Below are 15,967 nucleotides of genomic sequence, written 5' to 3' on the forward strand. Positions count from 1 at the left end.
TTGAATAAGTATTTAAAAATTAAGGAAATAAGGATGAAAAAAGCGGGTGATTATGGCATTACGCCACTGTTCATATAAGTCTCTCCGGATCCCTGTTCAAAATCGACAGTACTGAAATTTTCCGGCGCACTAAAGTGAATCGCATTTAAGACCGTACCATCAGGTTTGGTCACTAGTCCTTTGGGAGAAAAGAACATTTTTTTTCGCTGGTCCCAGGTCAGTTCTTCGGTATTAAACTTCAGTCCCTCTTTTACCACCACCACATTTTTTTTGAAAATGGTAACTTCTTCTGTCTCTTTGCGGAGTGCATATTTTGAAGTAATGGTTCCTGTAATAACACCAAGAGGATTATAGAAGGTGATCTTCACACCGCTGGGCATTTCCTGTAAAGATTTTCCTGTAGAAGAGGTGATTTGATCCAGAATGGGTGCAAATCCTTTGGCTTTAACCACAGCAGAATCACTGAAAACGATATCTACTTTATAAGACCTGTCCTTAGTGAGGATTTTTTTTGAAGATATAGTAGCCGCTTTTTGTAAGTCATCATCCGTGCATGAACTTACAAAAAGCGGAATAAAGCAAATGATAACAATACGGTAAAATATACCAGCAAAGTTCATTAGTCGAATTTAAATCTTTGGAACCATCTGTCATTGATGGTAAAGCCAAGGTGAATATTCACATAACTCTGTTTCAGGTCGCCGGCAACCATGGTACCAATCTTTCCATATTCTGCACCAAGGTTCATTTTATAGAATGCGTTTCTGCTTTGTTGTGCCCTTGCCAATGGTAATCCGAGGCCAAAGCTTATCGATTCTTCCTTCACATCATTACCATTCACCTGGATATAGGTTTTATCATAACTTAACCCGAAACGGTAATCTACCCTGCTCCAGTAACTGTTGATCGAAGTAATATCAGGCGTAAACTGTCCACCCACAGATGCACCCCAGCTATTTGTCAGACCCTGGTTTACACCACCGATCGAATATTTTGCCCATTGTCCCATCCTAAAGTCAGCACCGAAAATAAACTGATTTAAGCGGTTAAAGGAAATCCCGAAGTCATGCGTTAAGGGAAGTTTTAAATTTTGTTTTCCACTTCCTGCAGAATCAATAGTTTGCACAGTTACGTTGTTCTCTCCTGTCGTTCCCGAATAAAAATAGGAAGTAGCGAGCATCGTTTTTGTAGAATTAAGCGTTGAAGCAGATGAACCTGAGTAACCTAAAGTGATAAAAGTTTTGGAGTTCAAATGGATGTCATACTGAGCACCGTAAGAGAAAGAGATACCGCCTACGCTGTTTTTAGTTTGAAGCTGTGCACCTAAAGCATTGGCACCGGAATCAGGATATTCAACAGCCCTGTTCTCAACCTGGTCTCCAAAGATATATTCAATGTTAGCCCCTATTCTAAAATTGTCTCCGATACGGTAACCATAACCGATATATGCCTTGGTTAAACCTCCTTCACCAGAATAAACACTATTGATGTTTGCACTTGCAGGATTCCCTGTACCGGAAGTACTGGTTAATGTACCAGCTTCACTGAAACGGTAACCCAGATTAGAATAAGGAAGAATACCAAAACTCAATGCAGAATGGCTGGTTACCGGGAAAGCCAGTGCAATATGACTTAAAGTACCGTTAAAACTGTGATCAGTAGTTGAGCCATTGCTCAGCGTAGTAGCTTCAACGGAGATACCCACATCAATAGTGGTTAACCCGATATTGGCATAAGAAGATGGATTGGCCATATTGATCACGTTGGAACCTGGAATCCTGCTTACGGCAGCGGAAATACCTCCCATAGCACGCAGCTGTGGAAGAAGGCTACCAGGAATTGTACCAACGCCGTATTTTGAATAAGGCGACTGTGTAGTAACTTGTGCGTTTACGGAAATGCTGGCTAGCAGAACTAAAACTGCAGTAATATAATTAATCTTTTTGTACATATTCAAATGCAATGACTTCGTTTAACCCTTTTAATACCAAATAGGGATCGTGTATAATCTGAGGCGCAAAGATGCTGTTTTTTAGTTGTTCTAACAAAAATGTAGCATCTCCCCCTGTTATAACTACCTTCAGGTCTGTATTTTCTTTATTTTGGAGGGTAATGAAGCCCTCAACTTCATTAATTACCCCCTGTAAAACACCATTTATTATCGCGGTATCCGTATCTGTTCCCTTAGGGATACTTTGTAATTCCCTATCCCATTTTACCAATGGCAGCTTACCTGTATAATGGTTTAAAGCTTCGAATCGCATGTGGATCCCCAAACTTATGCTTCCGCCATAGTACTCCCCGGTACTATTCAACAAATCATATGTAATGCATGTGCCGGCATCTACGATCAGGCAATTCTGATGCGGATAAGCATGGTGAACAGCGATTACCTTAGCCCATCTGTCCTGCCCCAGCGTAACAACCGACTGGTAATAGTTCTTTACACCAGTATTCACCTGTGTAGAGAAGGGTATGTATTTAGTTTTGGCTTCCAGAACAGCGATAATAGCTGAAACATCCTGTTTAACACTTGAAACAGTAGAGTTTACAATGCTGTATTTCTCTAAGAGCTCTATCAGTGCATCCTGATCAATTTGATCCAGGCTTTCGAATAGTACCAGCACCGTCTCGTTAAAAACAGCAATTTTACTGTTCGTATTGCCAATATCTATAACTAAATTATGCATTTAAACCCGCCAAGAACTAGAACCCGGAAACTTCATGTCACAAAGCTATTAATCTTTACCAAGTTTCAAGGCGCCAATTTGTTAAAAAAAGTTAAACGAATAAAAAGAATTGGATAGCCACTACCAAAATAAGAAACAAACTTTCATAGAACCAGCGTTTAGTAGCGTTAGAAAAATAATAGGCCAATAAAACCGCCCCTGGAGGCACGCACAGTAAAAAGTGGTACAATTTGAAGTTCGGTTTGGTATAAAAACTTAAAATAGCCAGCAGGAACATAAAAAACAGCATCTGGAAGGCCTTTCTTGTGCTGATGAAACTCCTGAAAAAATTCTCCCTTAACTGGATCATGGCCAGCACCATCATCACCGCTACAGGTACCAGTACCAGGTAATCGTTGTATTGAATTTTAAAAGCTGAAGGAAATTTGTTCTTTAACGGAAGCCATATTTTGTAGAACATGCCCAGGTTATCATTCCAGTAATAAAAAACAGCAAGAAAAAATATAATGCTTAGAAAGCCGATCAGACCGGAAACCCATTCGCGCCAGCTAAACGACCTGTACAATAACAAACTCAGCCAGATGAGCAGCAGCATCACCACAAAGGGAAAGTAGATCAACGTTCCCAAAGCGATCAGCATGCCTACATCGAACATGATCATAATGGCATTGGGCGATTTACCGATCTTCAGTAATTTATCCATGATCATGATGAGCAGGAAATTACAGATCAGCGTGGGACTAAGAATAAGGAAAGGTTCAAATAAACTTGCCCCTGTGATGTAGAGCAATGCCGGCAAAAAGCTTGGTTTAGCCAGTAAAGCGTGGTTATTTACCACCCTGTTAAAGACAATGGCCTGTATATAGATTAAAATCCCTGCACAGAACAGATTGGCTGTGATAGAAAAACTATTCCCTATCGGGATCTGGATCATGAATTTTGTGTAAGGCTCCAGAAATTCAAAATTCAGCTGCTCCGGTGGTCTTAAAAAAATGGCAATCCGCATAAAAAAAGTATATGCGAACAACAAAAGCAGGTTAACAGGATTTAAATTTTTGAATTGATTGATCATGCCTTGAATAGAAGGGCAAAGTAAAGAAATTTATCTGGCAAAAGCTTTTACAACTTTTTCTATCACCGCAGCAGTTTCATCAGGAAAGTTAAATTGATGTTCCTGCGGATCAAGCACCCATTTCCGAAGGATGGGCAGCCAGTTTTTATCAGATGCCCAGATCACAGGCAAGCCCATTTCTTTCAGCGCAAAGGCATTACATTGCTGTTCGTACTGGAATTTCATGGGGGCAACCAATAATTTTTTTCCCAGGAAAAGCGCTTCAGAGGGGCCTTCAAATCCGCCACCGGTAAACAGACCGGTACAGCTGGCTAAACTCTCATTAAACTGTTCATTGTTTATCGGGCGCACACTGACGTTGGCATCGGTAAAACTCAGTTGGGTATGTTTTGAAAAAACCTGCCACTGTACCCCCGGAACCTGTTTAAGGATAGGTACCAGCAGCTGGTCATCTACAGCCGGTAAATAAACGGTATAATGTCCCAGGTTACTGGTTTTTAATGCCCTGATCTCCGAACGGATAACAGGGGTATGGATAAAATTATCGTATGCTTTAAAATGGAAACCTACATAGTGGGTGGATGGCGCATAATATTTCATGACCAGCTGCGCCCAGTCTATACTTTTTGGCTTAGGTACCAGATTGGACTGAAAAGATGCCTGGTGACTCAGCCCCACACTCTCTATCCCCTTTAACCTGCATGCCCAAGCCGTTACCGGCTCAAAATCATTCAGGATCAGGTTATAATCTTTGAGCGGTAATTTACGCATATCGCCCACAAACCGCGGAAGGTTCATCGATTTCCAGGTTCCGTAATGATCTACCCCCCCTTTTTTGCCAAAGATAAAGCTAAAGCCATGAAGCTGATATTTTACGGCCTGGCTCAATTTTACATCTGCCTGTGTTCCGCTGATCAGCAGTTCTACTTCTCCATGCTGCTGCAGTAAGGGCACAATCTCTCTTGCACGGCTTATGTGACCGTTTCCTGTACCCTGAATAGCATAAAGTATTTTCATTGATATATATAATGTCTTCCTTGGTAATGAAGTTATCATCAGCATACCCTTACGGTTTGTAGGCTGAATGCCTATGATGGATTCATTACCGCCGAAGATCTGTAATTTTTATCCGCTAGACAATTTCTAATTTTATCTTTTGCAATAAAGTAGTGATATCGAGTTTGCTGCGCAAATCTTCACTATCTGAAAGGTCGCCTTCTTCTATTTCATCGGTCTGAAAATCTTTAGGATCATATTTAAAGACAGTCCACACGTCATTGGAGTATTCCAGCGCGGTAAGGTTCTCTACCCAGTCGCCACTATTTAAATACGTCACATTTCCGGACGGCGTAGTTATAGTTTTCATTTCAGGCTGATGGATATGTCCGCAGACTACGTATTCGTAACCATTTTCAGCAGCCAGCTCTGCAGCGGTATCTTCAAAACTATTGATAAACTTAACGGCATCTTTAAACTGGGCCTTAACCTTTTTGGAAAAGCTCATTTTTTCTTTGCCAAATAATTTTAGCCCCCAGTTTACCATACTGTTGATCAGGATCAGGCTATCATAACCTACCGCCCCTAGTTTAGCCAGCCATTTGGAATGCTGCATGGTCACATCAAAAATATCCCCGTGAAAAAACCAGGCTTTTTTACCGTTCAGTTCTAAAACCAGTTTATTCTGCAAATGAAAGGTACCCATATCCATATCTGCAAATTTCCGCAGCAATTCATCATGGTTACCGGTTAAGTAATATACGGGGACGCCTTCCACAACAAATTTCATCAGTTTTCTTACAATCTTCATGTGGGTTTCCGGCCAGTAGCGTTTACTAAACTGCCAGATATCTATAATATCTCCGTTAAGGATCAGCATTTTGGGTTTAATGCTTTTTAAATATTTAAGGAGTTCTTTGGCATGGCAGCCGTAAGTGCCCAAATGAACATCAGAAATAACAGCGATATCTACATCTCTTTTACACATCGTCTTCATCGATTGTCAGATCATAAGAACTGAAAAAAAAGAAGACCAGCGCAATAACACAGACTACCATAGTTACTTCTTCCATAACATTCAGTTTATATACACAAATGTGCAAAACTCAGGTTAACAAGTTATTAAGTTAATATTACGATGCATACCTATATCCAGGAAAAGAGAAGGGATCACGATCAGTTCACCCCGGGATGAGAGACGGGTTTTGTCTGTGTTAAATTTGTGCTTTCATCCGGGCAGCTCCGGCCCGTCATTCTTTGAAAACAAAATGGCCTGGTCATGATCCGAACAACAGATCACAATCAGGCCATTTTGTTACTTTATTAAAGCTGTTTAGGCTTTTTTATTTTTTTTATTCTCTGTATAAAAAGCAAATCCAAGACCTGCAAGTAAAAGGATTGAACCTGCAAGGGAGATCTTTTCTCCCGTATAATAAGATACCGGATGGAAAATAAAGTCAACTTTATGATTTCCTGCTTCCAGCTGCGCTGCACGAAGTACATAATCTGCCCTGAAGTATGGTTTTTCAACGCCATCAATGTACATCTTCCAGCCTGCTTTATAATAGATCTCGGAGAATACAGCAATCACATCTTTTGGAGCACTATAAGAGTAGATCATATGATCAGGATGATAGCTGTCTAATTTGATAAACGACGTTGGCCCACCAGTACCTGCGCGGGTAGTGTCGATTAAACTTTTGTACTGATTGTCTACGATCACTTCTTTTTTAGGATCAAAACTATTCAGCGCTTCCATTTCCTCATCACCATTTTTAACGAACTGCACACGGTCAATGATCCATGCGTTACCTGCAGCTGTTGCATTACGCTGCATTTTATAAGAACCATTTTGAGGATCCTGTGTAATTACATATTTTGCATTTAACATATCCAGTACATCTTGATTTACACTTTTTGTAAACTGATGATCTACCAGTTCCTGAATGCGTTTTAACCTGGCAGAGTGAAATCCTCCTACAGTCTTATGAAAATAAGATGCTTCTGAACTTTTGAAAGTGGCAATAGTGGAATCATATACCCTATAGTCAGGATCTTTATCAGCCATGATGAAAGTATCTACATCTCTTGGCTGGTAATGGTTAGCTAATTCAGTTTTAGGAACAAAGTTCTTGTTGTTCAGGTAACGGCGGTCAATCTGCCACATGTCTACCAGTATAGCTAATGTTAACAAGATAAATGCAGTTTCGGCTTTCATTTTTTTGGTGATGAAAGCCCACATCAATCCGAATCCGATTGCCACAAAGAATAATGTTCTTAAGGCATCTGTACGGGCCAGATCTACCCTGTCCTGTACCAGCGCATTGGCAATAGAGGTAGCAATATTTCTGTCGTTATTTAAAGCGCGCATTAACGATTGCACAAATTGTTCATGATCTGAAGTCCTGAAACTAAAGAACAAAGTAGGCGCTAAGGCAATCAGCAAAGCAAAACCTCCGGTGATTCCGGCCGACCAGCTTAGTTTTTTAACCAGGTATTTCTGCTCATATTTTCCCTCCTGTGCTTCTTTAATAGCCAGTAAAGCCAATATTGGGAACAAGAGCCCAACTACAGCAATAATGGATTCTACCGCCCTGAACTTATTATATAAAGGTACATAATCGAAGAAAAGATCTGATACAAAAGGCAGGTTCCTGCCAAATGACAGCAGCAGGAAAAGGATCGTGGTTGATAAGATCCACCACTTCATCCTGTTTTTAACAATGAAAAGGCCAAATACAAATAGCAGGCAGATGATCGCCCCAAAGTAAAACGGCCCTGCGGTAAATGGTTTATCTCCCCAGTAAACAGGTAAGCGCTGCGCAAAATCGGCAGCCTGTTCTGGCGTAGCACCTACTGCCTGTATAGCTTTAGCTACGTTGGATTTATCATCCAGACGGGTATCCCCCCCCCCATAAAGGTTTGGAATTAAAAAGGTAAATGACTCGCCTACGCCCTGGCTCCATTGATAAGCATATTCTTTAGGTAATCCACTGTCAGGCTCTGCAGCATCAGTTTTTAAATTTGATTTACCCCTTATCGTTTCTTTTCCATATTCATAGGTAGTCCATAAATTACTGGTATTGACCATAACCGATAAAACTATCGCCCCGGCTAAGAAAGCCAGCGCTCTGGTCAGTTCTTTGGTACGGCCGGCTTTAAAGCCATGGTAGATTTCAATGCCAATATAGATGAGTAAGGCCAGCAGGAAATAATAGGTCATCTGCACGTGGTTGGCCCTGATGTCCATAGATAGGAAAAGAGCCGTTAACGCAGCGCCGATCCAGTATCTGCCACGAAGGGTTAAGATAATCCCCGCAAGTATAGGGGCGAAAAAGCCAATGGCCAGCGCCTGATTGCTGTGCCCTGCGGATATGATAATAAAATTGTAGGAGCTGAAGGAGAAAGCAATGGCCCCCGCGGCAGCAAGCCAGGGATTGAACCTTAGCACGCTGAATAACAGGTAAGCACCTAAAAGATACAGGAGTACTGTTCCAACCGGATCAGGAAAGGTATCTTTAATCAGCGATATGCCGTAGGTAGTTAAATTGAGCGGATACTGAACCCAGATCTGGTAAGCAGGCATCCCGCCGAACATCTGATTGGTCCACAGCGGACCTTTGCCATCTTTGGCTTTGTAATCCATAACTTCCTTCTGCATGGCCTTCGCCTGCAAAATATCACCCTGATACGGAACTTTACCCTGCATCACAGGACTAAAATAGGCGAAACAGATAATTACAAAAAATGCACAGATGGCGAGATGTATGCCATTCTTCTTGAACCAATTATTCATTAAGGATTGTTTAGATTAAACTAACCCCAAAAATATAAAATTGATACAGATTAAGAAGTAAATTTATTGATTAGACTAAAATAGTTTATTTGACATCCTCATATTCCACAAAATCGCCCAGTTTATCTGCATTTCCATGCTTTGGCTGTGGTGGAACATAATCAATAGATATTGATCCTTCTGGTTTACGCGACTGTTGTTTTTGCTGCTGTCCGGCATAACCCGACTGTTGCTGCATTTTTCCAAACATGCTTTTAAGAACCATCGGGAAAACCAGCCTCAATAAAACGCGGATAATCCAAAGGACCATAATAGCAATAAAAAGAAATTTGATAATTCCCATTTGATTTATTCAATTAATTCGCAAATATAGACAGAATTCAATCTTGCTTATTACAAAAACCGTCAGTTTGTTAAAAAAGGTTTACAATTGCTAAAGCTGCCCTTGAATAGTGGGGCGTAAAATGCCTGCAATATAATATCTAACAACTTAATAACCAATAAATACCAGTTATGTTCTGTTTAAAACGATTAATCTTCAACAATTTCTGCCACGCGGCCAATCTGGCCATCTTCCAAACGCACTTTTATCCCCCTGGAGTGAAATGGAGAGGAAGTAAGCAGATTTGCTATAATTCCCCTTGTTAGTTTCCCGCTCCGCTGATCTTTTTTCAAAATAATATCAACCTCTAATCCCGGATAAATATCCGCTCTGTTTTTTCCGTCCATTAAAATTTATGCTCCTTTTAAACTTGGTTTCCCAAACCTTTCTTCAAATACTTTTTCCATGGCAAACATTTCATCCCGTAGTCTGGCAGCCATCAGGAAGTCCATATCTTTTGCCGCTTTGGCCATATCCTTACGTGTTTTATCAATTGATTTCTGCATTTCGGGCTTGGTCATATACTGTACAATAGGATCTGCAGCGATGCTGACCTGGTCAATTTCCACATACGCTTTTTTGCGATCAGAATTGGCAGAGAAATCCAATACCGATGTCTGTTCCAGGATAGCCTCCCTGCTTTTACCCACTGTTTTAGGGACAATACCGTGCTCGGTATTGTAGAGGATCTGTCTCTCACGTCTGCGATTGGTTTCATCCATAGTTTTGGCCATAGAATCGGTAATCTTATCGGCATAGAGAATCACGCGACCCCTGTCATTACGTGCTGCACGTCCGATGGTTTGGATCAGCGACCGTTCAGATCTCAAAAACCCTTCTTTATCTGCATCCAGTATCGCAACGAAAGAAACTTCAGGCAAATCCAGTCCTTCCCTAAGTAAGTTAATTCCTATCAGCACGTCAAACTCACCCAAACGCAGTCCCCGCAGGATCTCTACCCTTTCCAGGGTTTTCACTTCCGAGTGGATGTAGCGGCATTTGATATTCAGCCTGTCCATATATTTGGTCAGTTCCTCAGCCATCCGTTTGGTCAGCGTGGTCACCAATACACGATCGCCCATTTTGATCGTTTTATCGATTTCATCCAGCAGGTCATCCACCTGGTTTACTGCCGGTCTTACTTCAATCAGCGGATCGAGTAATCCTGTAGGACGTATTACCTGTTCTACCACAATTCCATCCGATTTTTGCAGTTCATAGTCTGCCGGCGTTGCACTCACATAGATTGTTTGCGGTGCCAGGCGCTCAAATTCCTCAAAATTGAGGGGCCTGTTATCCAGTGCCGAAGGCAAACGGAAACCATATTCAACCAGTGACATCTTTCTTGACCGGTCACCACCATACATTGCCCTGATCTGGGGAACGGTAACGTGACTCTCATCGATCACCATCAGATAGTCGTCAGGAAAGTAATCCAGAAGACAGAAAGGACGCATACCCGGAGAACGGCCATCAAAAAACCTCGAATAGTTCTCAATTCCCGAGCAATAGCCCAGTTCTTTCATCATTTCGATGTCAAAATTCACCCTTTCTTCCAGTCGCTTCGCTTCCAGCAATTGCCTGTCGCCGATCAGCTGGTTCTTCCGTAGCTCCAGTTCTTCCTGGATACTCCAGATAGACGACTGAAACCTATCTTTTGGTGTAACAAACAGGTTTGCAGGATATACCGCCATATCTTCGAGTTTTTCCAATGTTTTGCCCGTTACCGGGTCAATCACACTAAGTTCCTCAATATCGTCCCCAAAGAAAGACACGCGATAAGCCGTATCCAGATAAGCAGGAAATATATCTACGGTATCTCCTTTAACACGGAAAGTACCCCTTTTAAAATCGTTGATCGTTCTGGCATATAAGATCTCCACCAGACTATGTAAAAATGTATTTCTCGAAATCCTGGTACCCACCGAAAAGCGGAATACCGAACGGGAGAAATCTTCCGGGTTCCCCATACCATAGATGCAGGAAATGGAAGAAACTACAATCACATCCCTTCTTCCTGACATCAGTGCAGAGGTAGTCCTTAACCTCAGTTTTTCTATTTCCTCATTGATACTCAGATCCTTCTCTATATAAGTATTACTGCTGGGCATATAAGCCTCAGGCTGATAGTAATCATAGTAAGAAACAAAATAGTTCACCTGGTTCTCCGGGAAAAAATTCTTAAATTCACCATACAGCTGCGCCGCCAGCGTTTTGTTATGGCTCAGGATCAGTGTAGGTTTTTGCGTTTGCTGGATCACATTGGCCACGGTAAATGTTTTACCGGAACCTGTTACCCCCAGCAGTGTCTGATAGTGTTCATCATTGTTGACACCTGAAACCAGTTGCTCAATAGCATTAGGCTGATCACCCGTAGGTTTGTAATCTGAAACAAGTTGAAATTTCATCTGGTAGATTTATTGTTTTCAATTGGTAGATGGAGCCTTGATAATTAAAATAATTATTGGCCTTGCGAGCTTAATTATTATTTTAACTATGTCGGGTTCATAGATAATCAAAGATAAGAATTAATGGCATAATGAATTGTCGTGATTATATCCTAAATTTATAGCGCATGAAGCTACTGGTATATGTTCCGCTACTTACACCAAGAATAAAGTATATTTTTAACTTTATTTTCAACGAAATCCTTCAAACACAAGTCGGATTCAGCTCTAACGTGGCCGAATTTAAGAGCTCTAAGCTGCCTAAAATCAGTTATGCTAATCAGCCCGTAGCAGATGAACCCTTCTTTAAACATTCAGATTTTCTGCATGCCCATACCATTTCTGCCCCAACCATAAGGACCACTACTTTTGGGGACATGATTGTTCCCTTTGCAGTAGATAACAGCAGTTTACCCTTTGATGTTTTTGCAGCGTCCTTTTATTTTGTAAGCCGGTATGAAGAATATCTTCCTTATCAGCCCAATGATGAAGGAAATTTCCCTCCGGAACACAGCCTGCAAAGTAAACTGAAGTTACTGGAATTTCCGGTGATAGATGCATGGGCGATGGTATTGAAAAATATGCTGCTCAAAACTTATCCCGGCCTGTACTTTGGCAAGAAAGATTTTGAGCTGATTCCCTTGATCTGCCTGTATCCTACTGACGGGTTAAACACGGCTTTTTTACTGCGCAAGACCATCAAGCTTATCAGGAAATTACCTTTTCTGAATAAACCCAATCCGGCTGCACAGGCAAAAATAAGCGGGCTAAAACTTTTTCTGAATGAACAGCATGAAAAGTATCAGCTTAGCCCGGTATACTTTTTTAAACCGGCAAAGGAAGTTGAAACCATCTGTGATCATCAGATTTCATTTCCAAAAAGTTATCTCCAGCTGTTAAAAAGCGGGATCAATAAAGATTATCGCATGGGTTATCAGAATACGATAGGCTTCAGGGCGGGAACCTGTACGCCTTTTTTCTGGTACGACCTTCAGCTGGAAAAAACAACCCATCTGCTGGTACACCCTGTACCGGTGAACGATTTGATCTTAAAACGCAACAGAACGTTTAATATTGACGATGTGCTGGGAAATTGGGGAAGGCTGATTGAAAATGTAAAGTTATTCAACGGTAAGTTTTACATATTGTGGCATAAGGATACACTTCCCGATTATGGCAAAGGAAAGATCGGAAGAAGACTTTACAAACAATTATTAGCTGATTTTTTATCTGTACCTCATGATATTCGACCTCAGTAAGACAACTTCTATCGCCAACGTTTTCATTGCAGAGTTACGTGATGAAAAAATTCAGCAGGATGCCATGCGCTTCCGTAAAAACCTGGAAAGGCTCGGTGAGTTTTTTGCCTGGGAGATCAGTAAAACGCTGGAATACGAGGATACGCAGACACAAACTCCTTTAGGGATTGCACAAACTAAAAAATTACAGCAGCAGCCGGTACTGGCTACGATCCTGCGTGCGGGACTGCCTATGCAACAGGGAATGCTCAACGTATTTGACCAGGCCGAATCGGCATTTATTACCGCTTATAGGAAACCCCACAAAAGTGCACCTCTGGAAATACAGATAGATTATATCTCCGCGCCCGACCTGACAAATAAGGTGATCATTTTAGCCGACCCTATGCTGGCCACCGGTTTAAGTATGGTTTTATGCTGTAAAGAATTGCTGGCAGCCTATAAAATAAAGGAATTACATATCGTTGCTGCCATTGCCAGCACTGAGGGCGTAAAACATGTACGTGCTTTTTTTCCTGAAGCAAAAATATGGTTAGGGGCCATAGATGAGGAGATGACCTCCAAATCGTACATTGTACCCGGACTGGGGGATGCAGGCGATCTGGCCTACGGAACCAAATTATAAATACCATCTTAACTAAACATGATTAAGCATATATTTTTTGACCTGGACCATACCATCTGGGATTTTGATAAAAACGCACAGGAAACCTTAACGGAATTATACCATGAGTACCAGCTAAATAATTTAGGCTTGCATTCCTGCGATGAGTTTATCGATACCTATACCGCAAATAACCAGCTGCTCTGGGCAGATTACCATATGGGCAAAATTACCAAAGATGTGTTACGGGCAGAAAGGTTCCATAAAACATTTATTCAGCTGGGCATTGCCCCTGAAAACGTTCCCCATCAGTTTGAAGACGATTATGTAAACCGGAGTCCGGAGAAAACGAACCTGTTTGAAGGATCGGAGAAAGTACTGGCTTATCTGCAAAAGAAATATACCCTTCATATCATCTCCAATGGGTTTAAGGAAACAACGCTGATCAAAATGGACCGCTGTAATTTAAACCCCTATTTTTCGCAGGTCATCATTTCTGAAGATGCGGGCGTAAACAAACCAGATCCTGCAATTTTTGATTATGCACTGCAAAAGGCGGGCGCAAAATTAGAGGAAAGCATCATGATTGGCGACAGCCTGGAGGCCGATGTCCGCGGAGCGCAGGATTATGGAATGAAGGCCATCTACTTTAATCCCATGAATCTGGAAAAACCTGCCGATGTGACCTGGCAGATCAGCCACCTGGAAGAATTAATGGATCATTTCTAATCGTTTTTAATTTCACATCTTTGCGCGGATGAGATTACCAGGTTTAAAAGGTTTTGATGAAGAGGCATTCAGCAAGTATTTTAAAAATACAGGCTGGCTGATGTTTGGAAAGATCCTCAGTATGGTAGTCGGTTTTCTGATTGCCAAATACCTGGGTGCCGTTTCCTTTGGCGACCTGAGCTTTGCCAGTGCCTTTACCATGATTATTGCCGCTGTTGGTGCTTTGGGATTGGATACCTTCATTATCAGGGAAATCATTAATGAACCGCATAAAAAAGAGGAGATCCTGGGTACCTCTTTACTGATGAGGCTCAGTGTAAATCTATTGCTGATCCCCTTAACAGTAGGAATCTACCTGCTGTTTCACCATTATTCAAGCAAACCAGGAGATTCACTGACCTGGGTAATTCTTATCCTTGCTTTTGCCTCGTTCTTTAAATCCTTTAATGTAATTGATTCTTATTTTCAATCACAGGTAGCCTCCAAATATGTAGTAAAGATCCAGAATGTATGTGTGATGCTTTCTGTAGCTGTAAAAGTGTTGCTGGTTTGGTTTCATATGTCTGTGATCTACTTTGCCGCAGCATTGAGTTTTGATAGTCTTTCACTGGCTATAGGCCTGGTTTATATGTACCACAAAAGGGGGGAAAGTATACTTAACTGGACTTTTAGCCGGAAACGGGCCTCAACACTTTTAAAACAATCCTTCCCGCTCATCCTTTCTGCGGTGATGGTTTCTATTTATATGAAAATAGACACGGTCATGTTAAAAGATGTAGGCAGTGCTGAAGTAGGGATCTATAACGTAGCGGCAAATATCAGCGAAGCCTGGTATTTTATACCTGTCGCCATTGTTACCTCAGTTTTCCCGGCTATTATTCACGCTCAAAAAACAGATTCTGAGCGTTACCTCAAAAGATTGGGAAATCTTTATGATCTTTTAGTATTCATTAGCCTGCCTGTTGCCATTATGGTTAGCTTTCTGGGGCCTGATCTTATTCACCTCATTTACAAAGATGCGTTTCCCGGCGCTGGAGAAATGTTATCCATTCATATCTGGTCGGGCATTTTTGTTTTCCTGGGCAGTGCCAGCTCGCAATACCTGCTGGCCGAAGGATATACTATGACCGCCTTTCAGCGCACCGCATTGGGCGCTGTAGTGAATATTTTACTTAACTTCTGGCTGATCCCTAAATATGGGGGTATTGGTGCCTCTATAGCCACATTGATCGCTTGTTTTGTTAGTGCTTTTTACCTATTACTCATTCCTAAAACCAGACAGCAGGGCATTATGATGTTAAAATCGTTATTTTTGTTCAAGCTATTTCAAAAAATATTTAAACGTTGAATAAACTCAAAGCATTCGCAACATTATTAAGAAAACCGGATAGACTAAAGGCATTGCTATCTTACGGACATAAAGGTTACCTGGCCAATATTGGATGGTTCACCTCTTTTGACAATCAGCAGGCCTTAGACCGTGATGGAGAAGCACTGCCCTGGGTAACTTATTCCTTTATTGATTTTATCAAAACCAGGCTGACTAAAGACCTGACTATTTTTGAATATGGATCTGGCAGCTCTACCCTGTTTTATGCCAAACGTGTTAAAAAAGTAGTGTCTGTAGAACACGATGAAGCCTGGTACAATAAGATTATCAACAGTAAACCTGCCAATGCAGAAATGATTTTCAGCAAACTGGAACGTGACGGAGAATATTCAAAGAAGGCGGCTACTATCGGCGAAAAGTTTGACATCATTATTGTGGATGGCAGGGATAGGGTAAACTGCTGTATGAACAGTATTAAAGCCCTTACTCCCACCGGCGTAATTGTCTTGGATGATTCTGAGCGTAAGGATTATGAAAAAGCAGGTGTATTTTTGAAGGATGCCGGTTTTAAAGAACTGTCTTTCTCAGGTATTTCACCGGGATTATTTTATTTGAAAGCCACATCAGTATTTTATAAAACAGAAAATTGTTTAGGGATATAA

15 protein-coding genes are annotated in these 15,967 nt (G+C 41.3%); 5 read left to right on the forward strand and 10 right to left on the reverse strand.

Annotated features, from left to right (window positions below; all coding sequences use genetic code 11):
• Nucleotides 1–50: 50 nt before the first annotated feature.
• From GSQ84_RS17520 to uvrB, 10 genes are all read right to left on the reverse strand, one after another.
• On the reverse strand, nt 51–620 hold the full coding sequence (locus tag GSQ84_RS17520; protein WP_158798563.1) for a hypothetical protein: 570 nt from the start codon (nt 618–620) through the stop codon (nt 51–53).
• Nucleotides 620–1,951, reverse strand: a complete 1,332-nt coding sequence (locus GSQ84_RS17525; protein WP_158798564.1) for a hypothetical protein — start codon at nt 1,949–1,951, stop codon at nt 620–622. The genes GSQ84_RS17520 and GSQ84_RS17525 overlap by 1 nt, the downstream gene beginning before the upstream one ends.
• Nucleotides 1,935–2,690, reverse strand: a complete 756-nt coding sequence (locus GSQ84_RS17530; RefSeq protein ID WP_158798565.1) for a type III pantothenate kinase — start codon at nt 2,688–2,690, stop codon at nt 1,935–1,937. The genes GSQ84_RS17525 and GSQ84_RS17530 overlap by 17 nt, the downstream gene beginning before the upstream one ends.
• A gap of 91 nt (nt 2,691–2,781) precedes the next feature.
• Nucleotides 2,782–3,717, reverse strand: coding sequence for a DUF6427 family protein (locus tag GSQ84_RS17535; protein WP_254070895.1), 936 nt, complete (start codon nt 3,715–3,717; stop codon nt 2,782–2,784).
• A gap of 75 nt (nt 3,718–3,792) precedes the next feature.
• Nucleotides 3,793–4,779, reverse strand: coding sequence for a glycosyltransferase family protein (locus GSQ84_RS17540; protein ID WP_158798567.1), 987 nt, complete (start codon nt 4,777–4,779; stop codon nt 3,793–3,795).
• A 115-nt stretch (nt 4,780–4,894) separates the two neighbouring features.
• Nucleotides 4,895–5,746, reverse strand: coding sequence for a UDP-2,3-diacylglucosamine diphosphatase (locus GSQ84_RS17545; RefSeq protein ID WP_158798568.1), 852 nt, complete (start codon nt 5,744–5,746; stop codon nt 4,895–4,897).
• A 345-nt stretch (nt 5,747–6,091) separates the two neighbouring features.
• Nucleotides 6,092–8,554, reverse strand: a complete 2,463-nt coding sequence (locus GSQ84_RS17550; RefSeq protein ID WP_158798569.1) for a hypothetical protein — start codon at nt 8,552–8,554, stop codon at nt 6,092–6,094.
• Nucleotides 8,555–8,639: 85 nt separating this feature from the next.
• Nucleotides 8,640–8,897, reverse strand: a complete 258-nt coding sequence (locus GSQ84_RS17555) for a DUF4834 family protein (RefSeq protein ID WP_158798570.1) — start codon at nt 8,895–8,897, stop codon at nt 8,640–8,642.
• 188 nt (nt 8,898–9,085) lie between these two features.
• Nucleotides 9,086–9,283: a YwbE family protein gene (locus GSQ84_RS17560; protein ID WP_158798571.1), complete on the reverse strand. Its 198-nt coding sequence runs from the start codon at nt 9,281–9,283 to the stop codon at nt 9,086–9,088.
• Between the two features lie 6 nt (nt 9,284–9,289).
• On the reverse strand, nt 9,290–11,344 hold the full coding sequence (gene uvrB / locus GSQ84_RS17565) for an excinuclease ABC subunit UvrB (protein ID WP_158798572.1): 2,055 nt from the start codon (nt 11,342–11,344) through the stop codon (nt 9,290–9,292).
• Between the two features lie 167 nt (nt 11,345–11,511).
• Here uvrB and GSQ84_RS17570 point away from each other — a divergent pair, with 167 nt between their 5' ends.
• Genes GSQ84_RS17570 through GSQ84_RS17590 form a run of 5 tightly spaced genes read left to right on the forward strand, consistent with a single transcriptional unit; the run spans nt 11,512 to nt 15,967 of the window.
• Nucleotides 11,512–12,642: a hypothetical protein gene (locus GSQ84_RS17570; RefSeq protein ID WP_158798573.1), complete on the forward strand. Its 1,131-nt coding sequence runs from the start codon at nt 11,512–11,514 to the stop codon at nt 12,640–12,642.
• Nucleotides 12,623–13,267: a uracil phosphoribosyltransferase gene (upp, locus tag GSQ84_RS17575; RefSeq protein WP_158798574.1), complete on the forward strand. Its 645-nt coding sequence runs from the start codon at nt 12,623–12,625 to the stop codon at nt 13,265–13,267. The genes GSQ84_RS17570 and upp overlap by 20 nt, the downstream gene beginning before the upstream one ends.
• A gap of 18 nt (nt 13,268–13,285) precedes the next feature.
• Nucleotides 13,286–13,975 carry a YjjG family noncanonical pyrimidine nucleotidase gene (locus tag GSQ84_RS17580; RefSeq protein WP_158798575.1) on the forward strand — a complete coding sequence of 230 codons (690 nt, stop codon included), beginning with the start codon at nt 13,286–13,288 and terminating at the stop codon, nt 13,973–13,975.
• 28 nt (nt 13,976–14,003) lie between these two features.
• Nucleotides 14,004–15,323, forward strand: a complete 1,320-nt coding sequence (locus GSQ84_RS17585; protein ID WP_158798576.1) for a flippase — start codon at nt 14,004–14,006, stop codon at nt 15,321–15,323.
• Nucleotides 15,320–15,967, forward strand: a complete 648-nt coding sequence (locus GSQ84_RS17590; protein ID WP_158798577.1) for an FkbM family methyltransferase — start codon at nt 15,320–15,322, stop codon at nt 15,965–15,967. Before GSQ84_RS17585 ends, GSQ84_RS17590 begins: the two co-directional genes overlap by 4 nt.

Source organism: Pedobacter sp. L105, assembly GCF_009765875.1.
In the GTDB taxonomy this organism is placed as follows: domain Bacteria; phylum Bacteroidota; class Bacteroidia; order Sphingobacteriales; family Sphingobacteriaceae; genus Pedobacter.